The organism is Mesorhizobium sp. G2-6-1, from assembly GCF_055809095.1.
In genome coordinates this window covers 201766-222904 of sequence record NZ_JBVVTF010000001.1, presented here as the reverse complement: position 1 = coordinate 222904, position 21139 = coordinate 201766, and the positions used below count along the sequence as shown (strand labels likewise).

15 protein-coding genes and 4 pseudogenes are annotated in these 21139 nt (G+C 57.4%); 12 read left to right on the top strand and 7 right to left on the bottom strand.

The features are described 5' to 3' along the window. Positions 1 to 99: 99 nt before the first annotated feature. The 4 genes from AC0L7S_RS20680 (at position 100) to AC0L7S_RS20665 (ending at position 5761) form a co-directional block, all read left to right on the top strand. Positions 100 to 1317 (top strand): T6SS phospholipase effector Tle1-like catalytic domain-containing protein, encoded by a 1218-nt coding sequence (locus tag AC0L7S_RS20680; protein ID WP_473474594.1) that lies wholly within the window; start codon positions 100 to 102, stop codon positions 1315 to 1317. A 278-nt stretch (positions 1318 to 1595) separates the two neighbouring features. Beyond that, entirely contained in the window at positions 1596 to 3530 is a 1935-nt protein-coding gene (locus AC0L7S_RS20675) for a gluzincin family metallopeptidase (RefSeq protein WP_473474593.1), read from the top strand. Continuing rightward, positions 3512 to 4849, top strand: coding sequence for a ComEC/Rec2 family competence protein (locus tag AC0L7S_RS20670; RefSeq protein WP_473474592.1), 1338 nt, complete (start codon positions 3512 to 3514; stop codon positions 4847 to 4849). The genes AC0L7S_RS20675 and AC0L7S_RS20670 overlap by 19 nt, the downstream gene beginning before the upstream one ends. Before the next feature lie 246 nt (positions 4850 to 5095). Then, positions 5096 to 5761, top strand: a complete 666-nt coding sequence (locus AC0L7S_RS20665) for a hypothetical protein (protein WP_473474591.1) — start codon at positions 5096 to 5098, stop codon at positions 5759 to 5761. 191 nt (positions 5762 to 5952) lie between these two features. On the opposite strand, the gene AC0L7S_RS20660 is transcribed toward AC0L7S_RS20665, so the two are convergent. Continuing rightward, positions 5953 to 6435 carry a LysR family transcriptional regulator gene (locus AC0L7S_RS20660; RefSeq protein WP_473474590.1) on the bottom strand — a complete coding sequence of 161 codons (483 nt, stop codon included), beginning with the start codon at positions 6433 to 6435 and terminating at the stop codon, positions 5953 to 5955. Between the two features lie 195 nt (positions 6436 to 6630). Here AC0L7S_RS20660 and AC0L7S_RS20655 point away from each other — a divergent pair. Further along, positions 6631 to 6919 (top strand): annotated as a pseudogene (locus AC0L7S_RS20655) (N-carbamoylsarcosine amidase); the annotation flags it as partial. 144 nt (positions 6920 to 7063) lie between these two features. Here the strand turns inward: AC0L7S_RS20655 and istB are convergent. Continuing rightward, positions 7064 to 7687 (bottom strand): annotated as a pseudogene (gene istB, locus AC0L7S_RS20650) (IS21-like element helper ATPase IstB); the annotation flags it as partial. A gap of 94 nt (positions 7688 to 7781) precedes the next feature. Between istB and AC0L7S_RS20645 the strand changes: the two are divergent. Then, positions 7782 to 9233: pseudogene (locus AC0L7S_RS20645) on the top strand (ISKra4 family transposase). A 318-nt stretch (positions 9234 to 9551) separates the two neighbouring features. On the opposite strand, the gene AC0L7S_RS20640 reads toward AC0L7S_RS20645, so the two are convergent. After that, a complete protein-coding gene (locus AC0L7S_RS20640) occupies positions 9552 to 10076 on the bottom strand; it encodes an IclR family transcriptional regulator domain-containing protein (protein WP_473474589.1) in 525 nt (174 codons plus the stop codon). A 389-nt stretch (positions 10077 to 10465) separates the two neighbouring features. Between AC0L7S_RS20640 and AC0L7S_RS20635 the strand changes: the two genes are divergently transcribed. From AC0L7S_RS20635 to AC0L7S_RS20610, 6 genes are read left to right on the top strand one after another with little or no spacing between them, the layout of a single operon-like run. Further along, positions 10466 to 11674 carry a Tm-1-like ATP-binding domain-containing protein gene (locus AC0L7S_RS20635; protein ID WP_473474588.1) on the top strand — a complete coding sequence of 403 codons (1209 nt, stop codon included), beginning with the start codon at positions 10466 to 10468 and terminating at the stop codon, positions 11672 to 11674. A 3-nt stretch (positions 11675 to 11677) separates the two neighbouring features. Further along, complete coding sequence (locus AC0L7S_RS20630; protein WP_473474587.1) at positions 11678 to 12508, top strand: phosphoenolpyruvate hydrolase family protein; 831 nt, start codon at positions 11678 to 11680, stop codon at positions 12506 to 12508. Positions 12509 to 12540: 32 nt separating this feature from the next. Further along, entirely contained in the window at positions 12541 to 13488 is a 948-nt protein-coding gene (locus tag AC0L7S_RS20625; RefSeq protein ID WP_473474586.1) for a tripartite tricarboxylate transporter substrate binding protein, read from the top strand. A gap of 20 nt (positions 13489 to 13508) precedes the next feature. Then, positions 13509 to 13988, top strand: coding sequence for a tripartite tricarboxylate transporter TctB family protein (locus AC0L7S_RS20620; RefSeq protein WP_473474585.1), 480 nt, complete (start codon positions 13509 to 13511; stop codon positions 13986 to 13988). After that, entirely contained in the window at positions 13985 to 15472 is a 1488-nt protein-coding gene (locus AC0L7S_RS20615; protein ID WP_473474584.1) for a tripartite tricarboxylate transporter permease, read from the top strand. The genes AC0L7S_RS20620 and AC0L7S_RS20615 overlap by 4 nt, the downstream gene beginning before the upstream one ends. Positions 15473 to 15474: 2 nt before the next feature. Beyond that, positions 15475 to 16995, top strand: a complete 1521-nt coding sequence (locus AC0L7S_RS20610; RefSeq protein WP_473474583.1) for a sulfatase family protein — start codon at positions 15475 to 15477, stop codon at positions 16993 to 16995. Positions 16996 to 17400: 405 nt separating this feature from the next. Here AC0L7S_RS20610 and AC0L7S_RS20605 read toward each other — a convergent pair whose 3' ends face one another. The 4 genes and pseudogenes from AC0L7S_RS20605 to AC0L7S_RS20590 form a co-directional block, all read right to left on the bottom strand. Beyond that, on the bottom strand, positions 17401 to 18174 hold the full coding sequence (locus AC0L7S_RS20605; protein WP_473474582.1) for an SDR family NAD(P)-dependent oxidoreductase: 774 nt from the start codon (positions 18172 to 18174) through the stop codon (positions 17401 to 17403). Position 18175: 1 nt separating this feature from the next. Further along, entirely contained in the window at positions 18176 to 18988 is an 813-nt protein-coding gene (locus tag AC0L7S_RS20600; RefSeq protein ID WP_473474581.1) for an ABC transporter permease, read from the bottom strand. Next, a pseudogene (locus AC0L7S_RS20595) lies at positions 18988 to 19853 on the bottom strand (ABC transporter permease). The gene AC0L7S_RS20600 and the pseudogene AC0L7S_RS20595 overlap by 1 nt, the downstream one beginning before the upstream one ends. 122 nt (positions 19854 to 19975) lie before the next feature. Further along, positions 19976 to 21139, bottom strand: coding sequence for a polyamine ABC transporter substrate-binding protein (locus AC0L7S_RS20590; protein ID WP_473474580.1), 1164 nt, complete (start codon positions 21137 to 21139; stop codon positions 19976 to 19978).

Sequence of the window (21139 nt, the reverse complement as noted above, 5' to 3'; positions counted from 1 at the left end):
AGTTGATCCAGCGTGTTATTCACGATGCGGACGCTTCGGTGTGTTCTTTCATGCGTCGCTCGGGGGTCTGTCCACAAGGCGGAATGATCAAAGGGGGTTATGTTGAACAGGCTCGGAAAAAACATCGTCGTCTGCTGTGATGGGACGGGAAACCAGATCGAGCGCAACCTCTCAAATGTGCTGAAGCTGTTCCGTATCCTGAAGAAGAACGAGGAGCAGCGCGTCTACTACGACGCTGGCATAGGCACGATCGGCGCCAGCGACGCCTGGACTCGCTGGCGACAAAACACCAAATCTGTGTTTGAGCTTTCGACGGGATATGGACTCGACGCTGAAATTGCCGACGCTTACGAATTTATCTGCAGACATTATTCGGAAGGGGACGCAATTTTCCTCTTTGGTTTTAGCCGCGGCGCCTACACAGCGCGAGCCGTTGCAGGCCTGATCCACATGATCGGCCTGCTGCAGCCGGATCAGCTCAACATCGTTCGATATGCTGTAAGCTCCTATAAGCAGGCCGGCGCCGAGAACGACCTAAGCGTCGCCTGGCACTTCTCCAAAGTCTCTGGAGCCCGAGACGCTCGTATCAAATTTCTTGGTACCTGGGATACGGTTGCGTCGGTCATTGTGCCGCGAAGAGACCGACTTCTGCCGCAGCTCCAGACACTGCCGCATACAAGGACCAACCCGAGCGTCGAGGTCTTTCGCCACGCGATTGCGATCGATGAGCATCGTCGCATGTTCAGGCTGAACCGGTGGGTCGAACCGCAGCCGTTTGTCGAAAATCCTTTTGACAAAACCGCGCCGGTAAAAGAGCAAGATATCAGGCAAGTCTGGTTCGCCGGGTGTCATTCGGATGTCGGTGGGGGCTATCCTGAAGAGGACAGCGCGATCTCTAAGTTTCCGCTCGACTGGATGATTGATGAAGCTACGGCGTTTGGATTGCAGATCAATTCTCGGATGCGGGAGCGCCTCGTCTTTGGAACTGGGGAGGGCGAGGGGAAGATGAATTTCGTTGCCCCGAATCCACTTGGGACCGTGCACGATTCCGTGACGTGGGGCTGGAAGCCGCTCGAGTGGATTCCAAAATCGGTCAAATGGCGTGAATGGAAGCGAAAATCGACCCTCGGTTTCTACCTGCCGCAGGCCGAGCCTCGCATGATTGAGCGGCACGGGCCGCAGCCGTTTGTTCATCAGTCGGTTCTGGATCGGAAGGCGACCATCTCGGCATATAAGCCTGAGAATTTTCCAATGGCATTCGACGTGGAGCCTTATGGCGCCCTCATGAAAGATCACCTGGTTAAAAAATCTACCTAGCAAACTTAGACACGGGGGTGGATCAGCCAGGTTCTGAAAGACGGTCGAGAAAACTTTTCTTGTAGGCGCGGTTCGTTCGTGTTGATTGTGACATGCCGTTGGGGATGTATTGGTGAGCTGATAACGATGCATTTGCGGCGGCTCAGTGTACAATCGGGCAGCAAGGTAAGTCGCGGTGGTTCGGATAATCTGATTCGCAAAAGCTAAGACCGGATAGCCGTGATATCTCCAAATTCACGATAGCAAGGCCAGTTCGCGGTCATCCGAGGGGGATGCAGATGGCGAAAAAGAGCAGTCCCGTTAAGAACGGTGAAAAGGCTGTGGCGGTGGCCCTGTCACCTGCTGAGATGCGAGACGTCTACGCTTCTCGGCGGTTTCTAGATGGGGCGACGCAGAAGAAGCTTGGCCTCAAGATCCGCTTCGACACATATTACAAGGATCCTCTTGTCGCGAAGCAGAATCCAGGTCTGGAAATCGACGGCGATTTTTATGTGCCTTGGGAGCCGCGGATTGGCGATGGCCCTACCAGTGCGAGGTTCGCTATTGTCGACTACGACAGCACCACGAATACGTTGGAAGAACCGGCCAAATGGAGTGTCGGCGAGAAATTTTTTCTCGATCCTCAGGGGCGCAGAGTTGATAAAGCGCTGAAAGAGACGGCTCACTTCCGCCAGGTCAGTACCTGGGCAATCCTGCAAAGCACACTCGATTTCTTCGAGAGCCCAAGCGGCCTCGGCCGGCGCATCTCCTGGTCGTTCGAAGGCAATCGGCTTCTGGTCACGCCGAATGCCGGCTACGGCGCAAATGCCTATTATGACCGCCAGAGCAAGTCGCTGCAGTTCTACTATTTCGACGACGACACTGGTCAGCGCATTCACACCTGCTTGTCCAGCGACATCGTCAATCACGAGTTCGGTCATGCATTGCTGGATGGGATCCGCCCATACTACCTGGAGGCTGTTTCGCCGCAGACGGGTGCCTTTCACGAATTCCTTGGTGACCTGACCGCAATCTTGATGACACTGCGAAACAGTTCATTCCGCAAGGAGCTTGGACTCAAGACCAAGGGCCACTTGAAGACGAAATCCGGCGATGCACTCATCGCATCAGTCGCCACGGAGTTCGGCAACGCCGTGTCAGCGCAACCATACCTGCGTAGCGCTGCTAACGAGCATTTGCTGGGCGAATACAAGGGTGAGATCGAACCTCACGCACTCTCGGAGGTGATGACCGGAGCCATGTTCGACATCTTCGTTGCGTTGACCGAGCAATATCTCAAACGAGAGCGCAGCGACGGGGAGACACACACTCCAGCTCAATCGCTACAATATGCGGTCGCGCAGATGCAGATAATTGCCATCCAGGCGCTCGATCTTTTGCCGCCAGTCGAAGTTACATTCAACGACTATGCGCGCGCTGTCTTGCGCAACCTCGCGATCGCAGATCCAACCGATCCCAAAAATTATCGCAAGATGATCGCGGACATTTTCGTTCACCGCGAGATCATGACCGCAGCGGAGAGGACCGATCTGCTGGCGCGCGCGCCCTTGTACGATCGGATGCCAGGAACAATTACGCACGATCCGGAGCTCATCGCGAGTTCGCGCGCCGCAGCCTACCGATATCTCGATGACAACCGCGACAAGCTCTTCATTCCCGACCATGTCGACATTGTCGTCAATGAGGTCTTCACCTCCGAAAAGATGGTCGGTCCAGGTCTCTTCCAGCCCAAACAGATCATCCTTCAATATCTGTGGCGCGAGGATTTGGCATTAACGGGCACGCAATTTGGCTCCTTCAGCGGCAAGACGACCAGTCTCCTCTGCGGCGCGACGATGGTGTTCGACGTCAATGGTAGCCTGCTCTATTGGGTGCGCAAGCCGGGCAGTGAACCCTTTGCCACTGCAGGCGTGGCGATGGAGAAGATGAAATCACGCAAGAAACTCTTTGGCACCGAACAGGTAGCCTTAGCTGAACTCGAAGCTGGCAAGCAACGCAGGCAGGAGTATCTCGACGCACTTTCCAGACGCATCGATGAGGGGATGGTTGGTGAGGAACTCGCCGGCCCCGAAGGTCTTGTTGGAGGCCTTACACCGCCGCTGATCGCGCGCGAAGTTGACGGCTCGGTTCGGTTTGAGCTCTCGCCGCACTTTCATGTTCATGATGACGATGATTCCAGCCTGGGAGCGCTTAGATGGCAAATGAGCTCCTGATCCGCCTTTATGACGTCGGTTTGGGCGACTGCATCTATGTTCGCATCCCCGGCAAAACCGACAAGAAGGAAGATGCATTCCATATGCTGATCGACTGCGGCACCTGGAGCGAAGGGAAGCTTCTTGTCGCGGCGATGAAACAGCTCGAGAGCGAGTTGCCAGACGCACAGGATGGGAAAAAGCGGCTCGATCTTGTTGTTGTCACGCATGAGCACAAGGATCACATAGCGGGCTTCGATCCCAAGCTGTTCGAGAATATGAAGGTCGGCGCGGTTTGGATGAACTGCGCAATGAATCCGAAACATCCGCAGGCCGGAAAGACCCGTAAGATTAGAGGAGTCGCTGAGCAAGCCATGCGTGGGCTTGCCGCGTTCGGCCCCAGTCTGAGCCCTCGCGCAACCGAGCTCTTGTCGGTTTTCCAGATTGACAATAAAGGCGCCATGCAGACGTTGCGCAAAACGTTGCTCGATGGCGAAGAGCCGACCTACGTGCAAGCAGGCGAGACCAATGAAACGCATGGCATTGCACTCAATAAAGCGAAGATCAACATCCTGGGGCCGGAGGCTGATTTCGATCGTTTTTATCTCGGCGCAACCGCTCAGCGAACATTGAAGGGCGTGCTGGGAGCGGCCGCGTTCGATGCAGAAAAAGAGTTCGACGTTACAGCAAAAGCGCAAGAGCCGCCTTTGCCCCGCAATATCAGCCCGGCCTCTTTTCGCGCCCTTCGCGCTCGCATGCAGTCGAACGCTTTGGCATTCGCAGAACTGGACGGCACGCTGAAAAACAACTCCAGCGCAGTTTTGCTGATCGAATGGAACAAGAAGCGCCTGTTGTTTGTCGGCGATGCCGAATGGCACGGCGACTTCAAAGAAGGCAAGATGAATGGCTCGTGGAACGTCATGTGGAACGAGCGTCGCGATCTGCTCGGCAAGGCCGTGGACTTCCTCAAGGTCGGCCATCATGGCAGTGAAAACAGCACACCCTGGGACATGGGCAAAGGAAAGCCCAGTGAAGCGACTGCAATCCTGGATGCAATCCTGCCGGTACCCGCCGCTGGCCAGCAATCAAACGCAGTAGCGGTTGTGTCGACCGAGCGAGGGAAATATCGTACCATTCCGCGTGGCCTGTTGATGACGGAAATCGCGCGACGCGTTGGTGATACCCGGATTTACAAGCCAGATCTCAAAAATTTCAAGCCGAAAGATCCTCTGGATTTTGAAGCCTATGAGCGGGAATGGCTCGATAGAGCACAGCCCTTACGCACTGACTTCGAACGGATTAGGGAAGGAAAAGGCTTTATCGACGTGGTTTTGAGTTGACTGCCGGTCGGCATGCGGATGCGACTTTTATCGAGTCGACAATGTAGGGTATTTGCAGATGATGGGGGTTGCTCGACTGGTCCAGTTATTAACAAAATGCCGGTCCTTGGACGCCGCTTGCCCGCGGGGCCTCCACGCCGAAACGCTGGAATACATTTTGCCGAACATAAGCAAGAATTCCTTTTGGGCATTTCCACGAAGATGGCGACGCGCATTGGACGGTAGGGCTTGAACGGGGCTTACTAGATGGATGCGAACCAATTCCAAAAAGCATTACACGACCTTGCGTTCGATTTAGGCGCTGAGTCGCATCGCCTATTTTCCGAATCCTTTGCGGACGATTGGCCGGATGAGGAGTCAACCACTGGCGTTCTTTTTGGCGCTTTAGTCACTTCGGCTATGGCTCTCCCTCGAACAGGCCTCGCGAAAAGCAGGCACGGGATCGAGCTAAGGGCTCAGCTTACGAAAAAGCTTGATGAAGCAGAGCATGGAGCCGATGTCTTTATAAGATTTAGTTGCGATGAACCGCAGTGGCAGATCAGAACCACCACTGTCATACAGGCTAAGAAGCTTGAACCCATACGGTCGATGACTTCTGGTGATCACGCGCGACTTACGACACAGCTGGACAAAATGCTGGCCCATACAACAGAATCCTTCCTGCTCATTTATTCGGGCACCAATGGCATTCAAGTTGTGCCAGCGGTGGCTGTTCAATCATTGGGGACCAGAAGGCCATTCGATCTGGATATGATGAGCTGGCAATGGTTTCTATCGGCGATCTTCCGGGGTCGGTTAGGCGAACCCAACTCCGACAGGCTTCCCGGTAAGCCGAAGATCGAAGTCACCATTATCGCCGAGGCTGCAAGAGACGAGCCGATGTCCGGTGAGATGGCTGCTGGATACTACTAGGACAAAGCCGCAAGGTAACGTCGCGCAGGTAACTGATGAGTTCGATGTTCACGATCTGTGCGTTTTTAGTTGCATAAAAGGGCAGTGTGGAACGTCCTGCGCCGCCACGAATCTGCGATCATCCTGTGCCCACGATATAGAACGTTGTCACAAACCGACCGATTTGGCGGGCCAGCTGGCTAAGCGGAGTGTCAGTGGAACACGCTGTGGTCGAACGGCCCGATCATGTAGCCGATATCGATCTCGTCATGGGCCGGCGCCAGCTTCTGTCCTTGTGTGCGGATGTAGCGCAGATTCACGTCGACATAAGGATAGGCCCGGCGGAACCGCGATACTGCATCGGGCATCAGCTCTGTCGCGGCGAAAGCCATATAGCCGATACGAAGGACACCGGTGTTTCCATCGGCGATGCGCCTCGCCGATTCCACCGATTGCCCGTAATTCTGCAGCAGCCTGACGTTCTCCTCGTAGAAAGTCCGTCCTGCAGAGGTTAATGAAACCTCGCGAGTCGTTCGTTCGAATAGAGGAAACTTGACAATGTGCTCGAGTTTCTGGATGCGTCTGGTCAATGCCGACTGATCAATATTCAGCCGTTCGGCGCTACGCCGGAAATTCAATTCCTCCGCCACTACAATGAAGGAATGAACAAGTTCAAGGCCCGCCTCCTGATCCATCTCCACCCCCTCAGCGCAAATTCTACAACCTAGTCATTGATGCGTTTCGTGCAAGGATAGTTGGTAAATTACCAATTCAGTCCACGTTGGCTTTGCGTCATCCTTGTTCCAGATAACCGGACGTCTCGTGAAATTGCCGGTCATCGGAACGCATATACAAGCGCTGGTCGATGCCGGCATCGAAGATGAAATGTCATGAGCCAAGTAGACGACAAGGAACTCAACCGCATGCTTCAGCAAGCTTTCGACGCCTCGACGAAGCTTTATCAGGAGCGGGGTTTTCAGCGCCGCGTGGGGTTCGGTAAGCGTCCAGCCCTGATCAGCGTCGATCTGGCCAACGCCTGGACGCGTCCGGGCAATCCGTTCACCTGCGACCAGGAGGCGATGGACAACGAAATCATTCCGGGGATGCAGCGATTGCTCAAGGCTTGTCGTGCAAACGGCCATCCGGTGATCCATGTCACGACGGCCTACGAGATTGTCAATGACCATGGAAACGGGACCCTGTATTTTCACCAAAAGGGACCCCGGATTTTCTGGATGAAAGACACGCCGGTTAGCGCTCGATCAGGCGAGGCTGGTCAGGTTTGCACAGCCTGATCGGGCGCGGCTTATTGGCTTATCGGCTTTAGCTTTGAGATCGGCTTTTGAAACGCCAGGAATCGTTTCCAGTCTCGAGGATCTCGCAGTGGTGTGTGAGGCGATCGAGTAGCGCGGTGGTCATCTTGGCATCACCAAAGACGCTCGGCCATTCGCCAAAGGCCAGGTTGGTGGTTATGATGATCGAGGTACGCTCGTAGAGCTTCGAGATCAGGTGGAAGAGTAACTGCCCACCTGCTTGGGCTAATGGCAGGTATCCGAGTTCGTCCAGCGCAACGAAGTCGAGACGGGTGAGGTGATCGGCAATGCGGCCCTGCCGACCGGCACGGGTTTCGGTCTCAAGCCTGTTGACCAGGTCGACGACATTGAAGAAGCGGCCGCGCGCTCCATTGCGGATCAGCGCCCGGGCAATGGCGATGGCCAGATGCGATTTGCCGGTGCCTGTCCCTCCGACCAGCACGACATTGCGCTGATCGGAGATGAAAGCGCCACCGGCAAGGTCGCGGATCAGAGGTTCGTTGACCGGCGTGCCGGAGAAGTCGAATTCCTCGATGTCCTTGGCCAGCGGCAACTTGGCGACGGTGAGTTGGTATTTAATGGAGCGCGCCTGCTTCTCCGATATCTCGGCCTGCAACAGATCGCCGATGATCCTCGGCGAGACCGGTAACCTCTCTGGGGTTGACGACGGTTTGTTTGCACCGGGCGGTCCATCATCATCGTTTTTGTTCAAGGAGGCGACGGTGGCGGTGGAATGGACGATCACGATTGAGGGCAGGAACGAATTTGGCGACACGTGCCGGAAGGAGGTCCGCATCAACAAAAGCTGGGAGTGTCTGTTCGACGGCGAAATCGGGCTGTCGATCGACGACGGCAAGAAGATCATGGCGACGCTGCAGAGTGCGGTGGTGAGCCATGAAGCGGAGACCTATGCCCTCTTTCGCCGGGTTTGCCCGGATTGCCACATGTTCCGGCCGGTCAAAGACTATACGACGCGCCGGATCCGAACTGTCTTCGGCACAGTGGAGGTTCGCAATCCCCGCTGGATGCTGTGCCGGGATTGCTACCCTAGCATGGATGGCGCTTTCGCGCCGCTGAAGGAAATCTGTCCCGATCGAGCGACGCCGGAGATGATGGAACTGACGGCGCGGCTGGGGAGCATGATGCCCTATCGACAGGCGGCGAAGGTGTTGGCCGAATTCCTGCCCATTGAACCTACCGAGACGCACGCGACCGTGCGCAAGCGCACGATCAGGATCGGCAAGCGACTCAACGACCAGATCATGCGGGAAACTTGTCGAGCGAGGTCTCAAATGGATGACCGATGCCAGCTTGAGATGCAGCTTCCCGGCGATCGGCGCAAAGAGTTCGTTATCAGCATCGATACAGCGCATGTTCGCAGCGCCGAGCCCAATGCAGCGCGAAACTTCGAACTCGTCGTGGCCCGATGCGGTCGCGGGGGACGGGGCGAACCGGGTGGCCGCTATTTCGTCACCGGTAGGACCGAGCAGCATGCAATCCGCGATCGTGCTCTTCACGCTCTTGAGGAAGTCGGATATCGCGGCTTCGGCGATGTGACGGTGATCTCGGACGGTGCCGAAATCTTGAAGCGGCTGCCCCGCGCCATGCCGAAGCCGACGACCCACATCATCGACTGGTTCCACATTGCCATGAAGATCCAGCCGATGCAGCAGATCGCCAATCACATGGCGCAATCCCGCTTCGATCTCCCCGAAGCCCTTTCATCCATCGACAGGGAGGTCAAGGCCGTGAAGTCGCGCCTGTGGCATGGCCAAGTCGATCGCGCGATCCGCGACCTAGAGGGTCTCCTGACGAGATTGAAGCAGCCGCAGGGAGAAGGCGAATTCTCGATCGTACGGCTTCATAGCCTCGGCTTGCAACTCCTGACCTATATCCGTACGAACCGTAGGGCGATCGTCAACTATGGAAAGCGCTATCGGGCTGGCCTTCGTGTCGCTAGCACGCTCGCGGAGTCAGCCGTGAATTCGCTTGTCGGCAAGCGGATGGTCTAGAAGCAACAGATGCGCTGGTCTCTTCATGGCGCCCATATGCTTATGCAGGTCCGCACCGCCGAACTGAACGGTGATCTTCGTGACAGGTTGCGGGCGCCGTTCCGTCAGCCAGAGCCGAACGTGCCTCCATTATTCAAGCCCAAACCGCCCCTCCTGCGCGCAGCCTGACCCCAGAGAAGTTACCGGTCTCCTTTCGTACGCCTGCCGGCGCCCGAAACTCTTCACGTAAGCCGTCGTTCCGCTGACGAGCGCAACCCGTCGAAACGGACATCTATGTGAGCCACGAGCACCGCTGCTTAGGCCCATTTCTGGACTTTTGTTTCTCCGGCCAGCACCGCTGTGCAACATTCAGCATATACGCCGCTGGCTGCGAGTTAGGTATTGGGTTTTGGTGGATGCTGATTTGCGCGAAACCGTTCCACCGGAGATCAATTCTTCCGCAAGTCAGGTTCGCGGGAACCGAACTGCGCTGAAAAATCTTCGGGATCAGTTTTGGCTGGTCAGGGAAATGTATGTTTCTGAGATCGCGCGGGAGGCATTCTGGAGATCGGCAAGATATCTCGCGGTCACTTCCTGACGGGAAAGGATGGATCTGATCCAGATGATGTTGACGCATCCCAACACCGCGTTTTCCTCGAGAATGGGCACAGCGATGGCATCGAGCCCATCGTCATAGGACCTCCGCAGATTGACGGAACGTCCGCCCCAGCGAATGTCGCGATGGCCGAATGTCTTTTCCCGGACCTCCGCGAGGATCCGATCCAACTCTCCGCTCTTGAAAAGCAGCTGGTATTCGGGGCGAGACCGCAGCTTGGCGAGAATCTGCTTCCTTTCCTTTTCCGGACAGAAGGCAAGGTAGGCGCGCCCCGGCGCCGACAACAGGAAATCGATCTCAAAGCCCACCGACAATTTGTTGAAAAACAATGTCGTGTGCGGGCGGCTTGTCTCGACAAGCACCATCTTGAGACCGGAGCGAACCGACAGGTCGGATGGCCAGATGACTTTTTGCAAAGCTTCGTCAGTTCCGGAATGGCGGACTGAACAAGAAGATTGTGCGCAGCGCTGGTTGCATCTGCAGGACCGATCCCGGGACCCGCGACCCATTTTCCATCGGCGATTCTCTGCGAAGCCAGATGTTCGGACTGAAGGGTGACGAGGATCCGGCTGATGGTGGTCTTCGAAATGCCAAGCGATCTGTGCAATTCGTCCAGGGATCTTGCGCCCCCGCCTCCAGCGCGCGGAGCACCGATATCCCCCGTTTCAGCGCTCTGATTTCACCAACGGATTTGATAGCCATGACGATTATATGCATTTCGCGTGGCGAAATCCAAGCCTTTTCGTCCGTACAGAACAGGGTCCGGCTGCTATCTAGGCCGAGTAGGATTTCCAGGGAGGAATTCATGTCGAACCACCGTTTCGTGGCCGTCATAGGCACCTGCGACACCAAACATAACGAGCTCGCCTATGTTCGTGATTTGATCAGGACAGCAGGCGTGTGCGCGCAGCTCGTTGATGTCTCGCCGCGAGGATCGGACCATGGCGATGTTACCTCGGACGATGTGAAGGCGGCTCTCGAAGGCGCCGCCGAGCGGATTACGAGTGCAGAAACCCGCGGCGAGGCCGTCACCGGCATGTCTGACGCGCTGGTCTCCTGGACCAAGGCGAATGCCGATCAGATCAGCGGCATGATCGGCATCGGCGGATCGGGTAACACCGCGCTGATCGCCCCTGCCATGCGCACGCTTCCCATCGGCGTGCCGAAGGTTATGGTGTCGACTGTCGCTTCGGGCGATGTCGCGCCCTATGTCGGTCCCAACGATATCGCCATGATGTATTCCGTGGTCGATGTTGCGGGGCTGAACTCGATCTCGCGAAAGGTGCTCGGCAATGCGGCCGCCATGATTGCCGGCGCGGCGAAAACCGAAATCGAGACCGCAACCTCCGATAAACCGGCCCTCGGCCTGACCATGTTCGGCGTGACGACGCTCTGCGTCGAGCAGGTCGTCTCCAAGTTGGACAGCCGCTTCGAATGCTTCGTGTTCCACGCCACCGGCACCGGCGGCCAGACGATGGAAAAGCTCGCCGATAGCGGCACGCTCGCAGGCATGCTCGACATCACGACGACGGAGGTCGCTGACCTGCTGATGGGCGGGGTGATGAGCGCCGGCGAGGATCGAATGGGTGCCGCCATCCGGACCCGCATCCCCTATGTCGGTTCCTGCGGTGCGCTTGACATGGTCAATTTCGGCGGGAAGGCCACGGTTCCTGACCGCTACAAGGATCGCCAACTTCTGGTTCACAACGAACAGGTCACGCTTATGCGCACCACAGCCGAGGAAAACGTCCGTATGGGCGAGTGGATCGGTAAAAAGCTGAACCAGATGGAAGGCCCTGTGTGCTTCCTGATCCCCGAAAAAGGCGTTTCGATCATCGATGTCGAAGGGGCTCCCTTCCACGATCCGGACGCCGACAAGGCGCTGTTCGAGGCCCTCGAACGGACCGTCAAACAGACCGAAAATCGCAAGCTTGTCCGTTTGCCGAGTGCGATCAACGATCCGGAATTCGCCGATGCGCTTGTCGCCAACTTTATGGACATCGCGGAGGCCTGACCCATGGTGCGTTTCACCCGATCCGAACTGATGGCGAAATTCAGAAAGATGGTCGATGACGGCACTCCGATTATCGGCGGCGGGGCCGGAACCGGCCTTTCCGCGAAATGCGAAGAACAGGGCGGTATCGACCTGATCGTCATCTACAATTCCGGCCGCTACCGCATGGCCGGCCGCGGGTCGCTCTCCGGCCTGCTGGCCTATGGCAACGCCAACGAGATCGTTGTCGAGATGGCGCGCGAGGTGCTGCCCGTCGTCGAGCACACGCCGGTTCTGGCCGGCGTGAACGGCACCGATCCGTTCTGCATTTTCGATCGCTATCTCGACGAGCTGAAGGCACTGGGCTTTGCCGGCATCCAAAACTTTCCGACCGTCGGCCTCATCGATGGCGTCTTCCGGCAGAATCTGGAAGAGACCGGGATGTCCTACAGCCAGGAAGTCGATATCATTCGCATGGCCCATGAAAAGGACATGCTGACCACGCCCTACATTTTTTCAACGGAGGATGCGGTCGCCATGACTGAGGCCGGTGCGGATATCGTGGTAGTGCATCTCGGATTGACAACCGGCGGTTCGATTGGCGCGTCCACGGCCTTGAAACTGGAGGACAGCCCCGCGATCGTCGACGGATGGGCCGCGGCGGCGAAATCAATCCGCGACGACGTGATCGTTCTTGTCCATGGCGGGCCGGTTTCCATGCCCGATGACGCCAACTTTATTCTCAAGAACACGAAGCATTGCCACGGCTTTTATGGCGCCAGTTCGATGGAGCGCCTGCCGACCGAGATCGCGCTTACCGAGCAGACAAGGGAATTCAAGAAGATTTCCTGGTGAGTATAAACTTCAATTTAATGAGGGAGGAAAACATGAAGTTCAAGAGTCTTATTGGCGGGGCGATGCTTTTCGCTTCACTGTCCTCACAGGTTTGGGCCGAATATCCGGAAAAGCCGATCGAGATGATCCTGCCATGGCCGGCTTTGGCGACAAGCACGGACATAATCGCGCGTAAGGTAGCCGAGCAAATGGACCTCGGCCAGACGCTCAAGGTGGTCAACAAACCGGGTGGCGCCGCAGTTGTCGGCACCGCGGAATTGGTCCATTCTCGCCCTGACGGGTACACGATTGGCGGGCTGACGATCGGCCCGGCTGTAAGTCAAGTGGCTGCGGGAAACACGCCCTACGGTATCGATGATCTTCAGCCGATCGGTATGTTCGCTACGCTGCCTTTCCTCATTGCCGCGCGCGCCGATGCGCCGTTCGATGACATCAAGTCTTTGGCCGAATGGGCGAAATCCTCCGGCAAACAGCCAGTGCTCGCCCACTGGGGCAAGGCAACGGTTCCGACACTTTCCACCTACCGCATCGCCGAACAGGCCGGTTTTGTCTTCAACGAGGTTGCCTATTCGAAAGTGGATTCCAGTCAGCTTCTCAATAATGAAGCTGATCTCGCGATCGTTCCGCTCACCTCGGTGATCGGAGGCATCAAGGACGGCTCACTCAAGGGCATCGTTGCGCTCACCTCGGGACGCATGTCGGCGCTGCCAGAACTGCAGACCGTGCGTGAGCAGGGGATGGATTCTGATGTGGCGATCTGGACCGGACTGTTTGCCCCCAAGGGTACGCCTGACGATGTCATCCAGAAACTATTTTTGGCAATGAAGAAAGCCGTGGATTCCAAAGAGGTGCAGGATTTCTCGGCCGAGTCGGGCATATTGGTCTATGCGCTTGGCCCGGCAGAGACCGAGGCACAGATGATTTCGGAATACGAAGCGTTCCGCTCGGTCATGGGTAAACTCGGCCTGATCAAGCAGTAGGTCGGTTAAGGGGGCGTGCCGTGCGCGTAATCTCGATCGCTTTCATTCTGTGCATCGTCCTGATCGATGGCGCATTTCTGCTGTTTGTGCCGCTTCTGATCCCGTATTCGGGGTCAGATCCCTATTTCCGCCAGCCGAACTTCTTTCCGATACTAACGCTTGTGGCGCTGATCGGCATTGGCGGGGCGCTCGCGGCAAAGTATGTGCTCGGCGGAACACTACCGGTTGACGAGGAATTAGGCGGTTCTGTTCCACAGTTCAGGGTCCTTGTGCCGCTGGCGCTTGTATTCGTTGGTTACATTCTGTTGGTTCCCTGGATCGGGTATCTGCTTTCCACGCTGCTATTCGGATGTGCCGCGCTGCTGGCCGGCCAGCATTTGAACCGGAGATCGGCCTTGGCCCTCAGCTTGCTCGCGCTGGCAATCTTCCTGATCTTCGTCAAATATCTCGAAGTCTGGTTTCCCGAAGCACCGGTCTCGATTGAAAGGCTAATTCGATGACCCTGCTGGAATCCATTGTTACCGGGCTTTCAGCAATCGCTGACCCGTCGGTACTGCTGGTACTCGCAATCGGAGCCATGTCCGGCATCATTGTTGGCGCACTTCCGGGCGTGGGACCTGCCGTTGCTATCTCCGTCGTTCTGCCGGTGACTTTCTCTTTGTCGCCGCTAGCGGGCGTTTCACTCCTTCTCGGCATCTATTGCGGTTCCTGGTACGGCGGCGCCATTCCCGCGATCCTCATCAACACCCCGGGAACGCCTTCAGCCGCGATCACAACGTTCGATGGCGCGCCGATGGCAAGAAAGGGTCAGGCGCAACGGGCGCTCGCCCTCGCGTTCACCTCCTCTTTCACCGGCGGGATGATCAGTGCCGTGGTACTGGTGTTCATGACGCCGACCCTGGCAAAGCTTGCGACGAATTTCGGCGCGCCCGAATTCCTGATGGCACTGACATTCTCGTTGATCCTGGTGTGCCTCGCACTTCGTGAACGAATGCTCGAAGGCATATGCATGGTCGTTCTGGGACTTTTCGTTTCAACGATGGGAATCGAGCTCAATACGCTGACGGAGCGTTTCACCTTCGGCGTGACCGCTCTTTACAACGGCCTTCCGCTGGTGCCGATGGTTGTGGGGCTGTTCGGAATTGCCCAGGGGTTTGTGCTGATCGACCGGCATTTCGCCGACGCCGAGCAAGTGAAGGTCGAGGCCGGCAGAATTCGCCTTCGTCAGTACCTCGAAGCGTTTCGCTATTGGGTCACCATGCTCAAAAGCACGGCGATCGGAATCATAGTCGGCGCGCTTCCCGGCATCGGTGTGGAGACGTCCGGGCTTTTCTCCTACATAGAGGCGCGGCGATCGTCGAAGAATCCTTCTGAATTCGGAAAAGGCGCCCCGGAAGGAGTCGTCGCTTCTGAATCAGCCAACAACGCGGTAACAGGCGCTGCGCTGGTGCCGGTGCTGGCGCTTGGCATTCCCGGCGATGCGATCACCGCGCTGATGATGGGCGTCTTTCTGGTTCACAACATCTTCCCCGGTCCGCAACTGATCTCCGAACAGCCGGAACTGGTTAGCGGGATCTACATGTCGATGTTCGTGCTCAACATTATGATTTTCACGTTCCTTGTCCTGTTCACACGTCAGATAGCGCGGCTGGCGGAAATCCATGCAGTAGTGCTCGGTGGTTCCATCTTGATGCTGAGCTTCATTGGTGCCTATTCCGTCAGCAATTCCATGACCGACGTATGGATTGCGTTCGGCGCCGGCGTGTTCGGCTACTTCGCCCGTCGGCTGGGCTTCCCGATTATCGGGTTGATGCTCGGCATCATCCTTGGCCCGATGATTGAGGAACGCCTTCGCCAAACGATGAGCATTGGAAGGGGCAACATAGCGATTCTATTTGAGCGGCCGATCAGCCTTGGTATCCTGATCGCAATCGTGGTGATCATCGCCGTGTCGGTATTCGCTGCGAGAAAGAAAGCCAGTTAAGGATGGCTGACAGACCTTCCTTCATCCTCTTCATTACGGATCAGCAGCAGGCCAGAATGCTCGGCTGCGCAGGCGACCTTCTCGTGCGGACGCCAAGCATCGATGCGATCGCCGCCGATGGCGTGCGATTCGACCGGTTTTATGTGGCTATGCCCAGTTGCATGCCCAACCGCGCGAGCATCATGACCGGGTTATATCCTTCGGTGAACGGCGTACGCTTCAATGGGATTCCGCTGCCTCGAAGCAGCGTCACCTTCCCGGAACTTCTCCGCCAGGATGGCTACCGGACAGGACTAATGGGCAAAGGCCATCTGCAGCCGATCCTTGAGCCCTATTCAGATCGTCAAAGAGGAAAAGACGACTGGTGGCGACGCGAAGTAGAGAATCGGGGCTCAAACCTTGAGCCGCCTTATTACGGCTACGACCGGGTATCAATTGTCACCGGTCATGGCGATAGTTGTGGTGGTCACTACGAAGCGTGGTTGAGGCAGAATCTGCCCGATTACCTAGAGTATGTGGGCAAGGAAAACCAGTTGCCGCATAACTATTCGTGTCCGCAGGCCGTTCGCACGCGATTGCCGGAAGAACTTTACTCGACCACATACATCGCCGGTCGGGCAATTGCCTTTCTCGAAGAGTTGCATCGCGACGAACCGGACACGCCATTCATGCTGGTCGTGTCATTCCCCGATCCACATCATCCCTTCAATCCACCCGGGCGTTATTGGGACATGTACGATCCCGAACATGTGACACTGCCGGACAACTTCGGCGCACCAGATGACGGGCTGCCGCATTTGGCGGCCCTAAGGGCGGCGCGGGTCGCCAACAGCGACCGCCGCGACGGATATGGCGCAGTTTCGCTGGTCGAACGCGAGGCCCGGGAAGCGATAGCACTTACCTACGGCATGATAAGCATGATCGACGATGCCATCGGCCGGGTTTGCTCGAGGTTGTCGGAATTGGGGTTGGCGAAGAACACGGTCAAGGTTTTCACGTCGGACCATGGCGATCTGCTGGGCGATCATGGCCTCATGCTCAAGGGCCCCTTGCACTACCAGAGCCTGATTAGGGTGCCTTTCGTCATGTCCGATCCACGATCAGACTACCACGGCAAGGTCGAAACCGGTCTGTTTAGCAGCCTGGATATCGGTGTTTCGCTGCTTGCGCGCGCCGGCATCGAAAGTCAGCCGAATGCGCAGGGCGTGTCGATTTACGACGTGCTCCATGGAAGGCGCGAATCCCGCGACGCCCTGTTGATCGAAGATGAATACCAATCCCCTGTTCTGTGTTTCGACTCACCCCCGATCGTGCGGACATTGGTCACCAAAAAATGGCGAATGAGCGTGTTCAATAATGCCCGGTGGGGAGAACTCTACGATCTGGAGCACGATCCCGGAGAACAGGAAAATCTATGGGACAACCCTGGTATGAATGACGTCCGTTCGTCCCTTCTCAAGGAACTTGTCTCATCGATGATGCTCTCGGTGGACCGCAGGCAGCTGCCGGTGAGCATGGCCTGATTTTCCGCCGAAAGCTGAATCTACCGTTCCACCCTGGAATGAAACCGCTTATTCATCGCAAATACGCATGTTCAATTAACACCTCCTCAGGGAGCCAGAGCGATCGGGCGTTTATCTGCTGGAGCGAGCTTCCGTTGCAACCCTTTTCGACGAGGTCAATCCATTTAAGGAGTGTCTAGTAGTCCGCATCTGCTGTCTTAAACGACGCCGCGCGCAATGTCCGCTTTTGGAAGGCGGTCAACGCAATTTCGATGTCCAAGATGAGGGCGCAAAGCAGTCATTAGAATTACAGCTATTGAGGCACCAACGTTCATGCTTCGTGCTCTCAACGCCGCATAAAATGCAGTACGGCATTTCAGAATTGTGGAGCCTCTGTTGAGCAAAGATAATGGCACGGAGAATTTTTCAAACCACTGTCTCGCCGCCGTCTACCACCAGCACCTGGCCGGTCATGTAGGACGAACGGTCGGAGACGAGAAACAGGATCGGCTCGGCGATCTCCGAAACGTCGGCCCAGCGCCCCAGCGGCACCTTGCCCGCGATATAGGCTTCGATCGCGCTGCGTCCACCCATCTGGGCAATGAACGGCTCGTTGAAGGGGGTATCTACCCAGCCGGGGCACAGTGCGTTGACACGCACGCCATAGCCGGCGAAGTCGCCGGCCATCTGCCGCGTCATAGCGATGACGGCATGTTTGGTGGTGGTGTAGGCGATCATCTCACGGTCATAGAGTACGCCCGAACTGGATGAGGTGTTCAGAATCACGCCGCGGCCGACCTTGCGCATCAGCGGCATGACGAAACGCGCCGCCATGAAATGCGCCCGCACGTTGAGGTTCCACGAGCGGTCGAAACCCGAAACCTCAACCTGCTCCAGATCGCCCGCAACCTGGGCACCGGCGTGGTTGTGAAGGATGTCGATGCGGCCGTGGCGTGCGGCAACCGAAGCAATCCCGGTTTCCAGTGCGCCGTCGTCGGTGACGTCGAGCGTCAGCACCTCGGCGCTTCCACCCGCTTTGCGGATGCGTATGGCGGCCTGCTCGGCGCGATTCTCATCCATGTCGACAAGCACGACATGCGCGCCCTCGCGCGCCATGATGGCCGCACCGGCTTCGCCGATGCCCGAGCCGGCCCCGGTGACGATGGCGATGCGGTTTTTGAGAATTAGGGAGGGGTTCACGTCAGTTGGCCGCTTTCTTTTCACGCATGAGGAAGCGGGCAACGAGAATCATCACCAGTGAGGCTATCAGCACCATCGTGGCGACCGCGTTGATCTCCGGGGTAACGCCGCGACGAATCGAGGCGAAGATGTAAATGGGCAGGGTCGTGTTCGAACCGGCGACGAAAAAGGCGATGATGAAATCGTCGAAGGAAAAGGTGAAGGCGAGAAGAAACCCGGCCAGAACGGAAGGCTGGATCTGCGGCAGCACGATCTGGCGAAACGTCGTCAGCGGCGTTGCGTAGAGGTCGTTGGATGCTTCCACGATATCCCGGCCAAGGCTGGCTATGCGCGCCTTTACGATCATCGTCACCAGCGCCATGGTGAACAGGCCGTGGGCGGCAATGATGGAGCCGTAACCCAGACCGAGCTTCGGCGGCGTCTGGCCTGGCCAAAGGCTGGCCAGCGCCGGGTTGAGAACGGAAAACACCTGTACCAGCGCGACCAGCGTGGCAATGCCGATAACAACGCCGGGCACTACGATTGCAGCGGCAAACAGGCCGTCGAAGACAGCGCGCGTGCGGCCGCCAAGGCGCTCCATGCCGATGGCCGCCATGGTGCCGAAGACTGCAGCAAGGGCCGCGCTGGTGAAGGCGACAATGACGCTGGTTTGCAGAGCGTCCATCAGGAAGGTGTTGGACAGGGCCTTGCCGTACCATTTCGTCGAGAAGCCGACGAACTCGCTGGCGCTGCGGCCGGAGTTGAATGAAAACAGCACCACCAGCGCAATAGGCGCGTAGAGGAACAGGTAAACGGCGGAGACGAGAGTGCGCATCAGACCAGATCCACTTGTCTGGTGCCAGCAAAGCGCCAGGCGATGCGCATGGCAACCAGAAGCACGACCACCACGACGACGACCAGCGTGACGGCGATGGCCGAGCCGAAAGGCCAGTTGCGTGATTGCAGGAAGAGATCGACCAGCGCATTGCCGATGAAGAACACCTTACCGCCGCCGAGAAGCTGCGGGATGAGATATTCACCAAGCAAGAGGATGGTCACCAGCGCTACCCCGGTCATGACGCCCGGCAGGGAGAGCGGCAGGGTGATGCTGAAAAAGTGGATACCGGTTTCGCGCCGAGGTCGGCGGAGGCTTCCAGCAGCCTGCGGTCGAGTTTTTCGAGACTGACGAAAATCGGCAGGATCATTAGCGGCAGATAACCATAGACGATGCCGAGCAGCACGGCGCCCGGCGTATTGAGCAGGCGCACGTTCTCGATACCGAGCAGTTCCAGCACGTGCGGGATGCCGCGCGCGCCAAGCAGGTACATCCAGGCATAAGTGCGCACCAGCATGCTGGTCCAGAACGGCACGACCACCAGCGAGACGAGCAGCAGGCGGTGTTTCGGGTTCACTTTCACCGCCAGATAATAGGCGAGGGGATAGGCGATCAGCAGACATGCGACCGCGCCGATGGGGGCAAGCGTCAGCGTGTTGATGAAGGCGCTGGCGCGGGCGCCCAGATTGGCGAACTGTTCGAAGGTGAAGGCGGGTTTGTAGCCGCCTGCAGGGGCGCGCTCGCCCACTGAAAATACAAGAATGGCGATAAAAGGCAGGACAAGGAACACGAAAAGCCAAAGTGCCGCTGGTCCGACAAGGGCCACCGTCACCAATCGTCTTTTCGTTGTCGCGGCCAAAGCCATTCAGATTTCCATCATACGCATTTGCGTTGTAGCCTTTATATTCGCCATTCTCCGACCGGCTCGGTGCCTTCAGCCGCTATCACGCAAAGCGACCAAAGGCATCGAACTGGCAGTTGGCTGGATTACGCCGACTTGAAGCGAGCCATCAATTCGGCACGGGCCGGGTCGGTCAGCGTCACTGCAGCGCCGAATTCCAGCGGGGTCAGAGCCGCTTCGTCCGGATAGATGATCTTGTTGGAGGTGACTTCCTTCGGCAGCAGCGCGAGCACGCGGCTGTCGGTGGTAGGCGCGCCATTGGCAATGTGCTCCTTCACCGCGTTTTGCGGGTCCATCAGGTAGTTGAGCAGCGCATAACCGGCCGGCTTGTTGGGAGCCGATTTCGGGATGGCGTAGAAATCGGTCCAGATCTCGCCGCCGTCCTTGCCGAGGATGTAGGCGATTTCGGGCATGTCGGCGTGCAGTTGGGCACCGTCATTGGTCCAGCACATGGTCAGCCAGGCGTCAGTGGAGCGCATCGAAGGTTGGTAGTCGCTGTTGATGGCGAACAGATGCGGCTTGACCTTGATCAGCAGTTCCTCGGCCTTTGCCAGTTCGTCCGGCTTGATCGAGTTGAAGCTGTAGCCGAGCGACACCAGCGCGCTGCCGATGGTGGTAAGTTGATAGTCGTGCACCATGGCGCGGCCGTCGGCTTCCGTCTGGGCTACCTCGAAGAAGTCCTTCCAACTGGTCATTGGCGTCTTCAGCTTGCTGGTGTTGATAGCAAAGCCGGTGGTGCCCCAATTCTTTGGCAGCGCGTAGGTCTTGCCGTCGACCTGGCCTTCGTTGGTGAAGCGCGTGTTTTCCGTTGAGGGACTGAAATTCGGTATCTTGGTCAGATCGAGTTCATCGATCAGGCTGAGCTTGTGGTACGTGGAAATGGTGTAATTGGTCGGCACGAATAGCGACCAGCCGGTAGCACCGGCCTGAAGCTTGGCCAGCATTTCCTCGTTGGAGCCGAAGACGTTGACCTCGACGGCGACGCCGGTGGCTGCCTTGAAGTTCTCGAAGGTCGCCGGGTCGTGGTAATTCGGCCATGTGGCGATCGACATCTGCGTGCCGAGGTCCTCGGCGGCATAGGCCGGGGTCGACAGTGCGCCGGGGAAGCGGGCCAGCACGGCGGTGGCCAGCCCGAGGCCGGTGATGCCGAGGAAATGCCTGCGGCTTACCGAGCCGCGCTTCAGGCGCATGAATTCGTCCATGAAGCCTTCAGCAGAGATGGGGAGATTTTCCTTGTAGTCTTTGGTCAT

Excerpts from the sequence above, each read along its gene's own strand:
- AC0L7S_RS20680 (WP_473474594.1), top strand. The coding sequence starts at position 100 with ATGTTGAACAGGCTCGGAAAAAACATCGTCGTCTGCTGTGATGGGACG.
- AC0L7S_RS20675 (WP_473474593.1), top strand. The coding sequence starts at position 1,596 with ATGGCGAAAAAGAGCAGTCCCGTTAAGAACGGTGAAAAGGCTGTGGCG.
- AC0L7S_RS20670 (WP_473474592.1), top strand. The coding sequence starts at position 3,512 with ATGGCAAATGAGCTCCTGATCCGCCTTTATGACGTCGGTTTGGGCGAC.
- AC0L7S_RS20665 (WP_473474591.1), top strand. The coding sequence starts at position 5,096 with ATGGATGCGAACCAATTCCAAAAAGCATTACACGACCTTGCGTTCGAT.
- AC0L7S_RS20660 (WP_473474590.1), bottom strand. The coding sequence starts at position 6,435 with ATGGATCAGGAGGCGGGCCTTGAACTTGTTCATTCCTTCATTGTAGTG.
- AC0L7S_RS20635 (WP_473474588.1), top strand. The coding sequence starts at position 10,466 with ATGTCGAACCACCGTTTCGTGGCCGTCATAGGCACCTGCGACACCAAA.
- AC0L7S_RS20630 (WP_473474587.1), top strand. The coding sequence starts at position 11,678 with ATGGTGCGTTTCACCCGATCCGAACTGATGGCGAAATTCAGAAAGATG.
- AC0L7S_RS20625 (WP_473474586.1), top strand. The coding sequence starts at position 12,541 with ATGAAGTTCAAGAGTCTTATTGGCGGGGCGATGCTTTTCGCTTCACTG.
- AC0L7S_RS20615 (WP_473474584.1), top strand. The coding sequence starts at position 13,985 with ATGACCCTGCTGGAATCCATTGTTACCGGGCTTTCAGCAATCGCTGAC.
- AC0L7S_RS20610 (WP_473474583.1), top strand. The coding sequence starts at position 15,475 with ATGGCTGACAGACCTTCCTTCATCCTCTTCATTACGGATCAGCAGCAG.
- AC0L7S_RS20600 (WP_473474581.1), bottom strand. The coding sequence starts at position 18,988 with ATGCGCACTCTCGTCTCCGCCGTTTACCTGTTCCTCTACGCGCCTATT.
- AC0L7S_RS20590 (WP_473474580.1), bottom strand. The coding sequence starts at position 21,139 with ATGACCAAAGACTACAAGGAAAATCTCCCCATCTCTGCTGAAGGCTTC.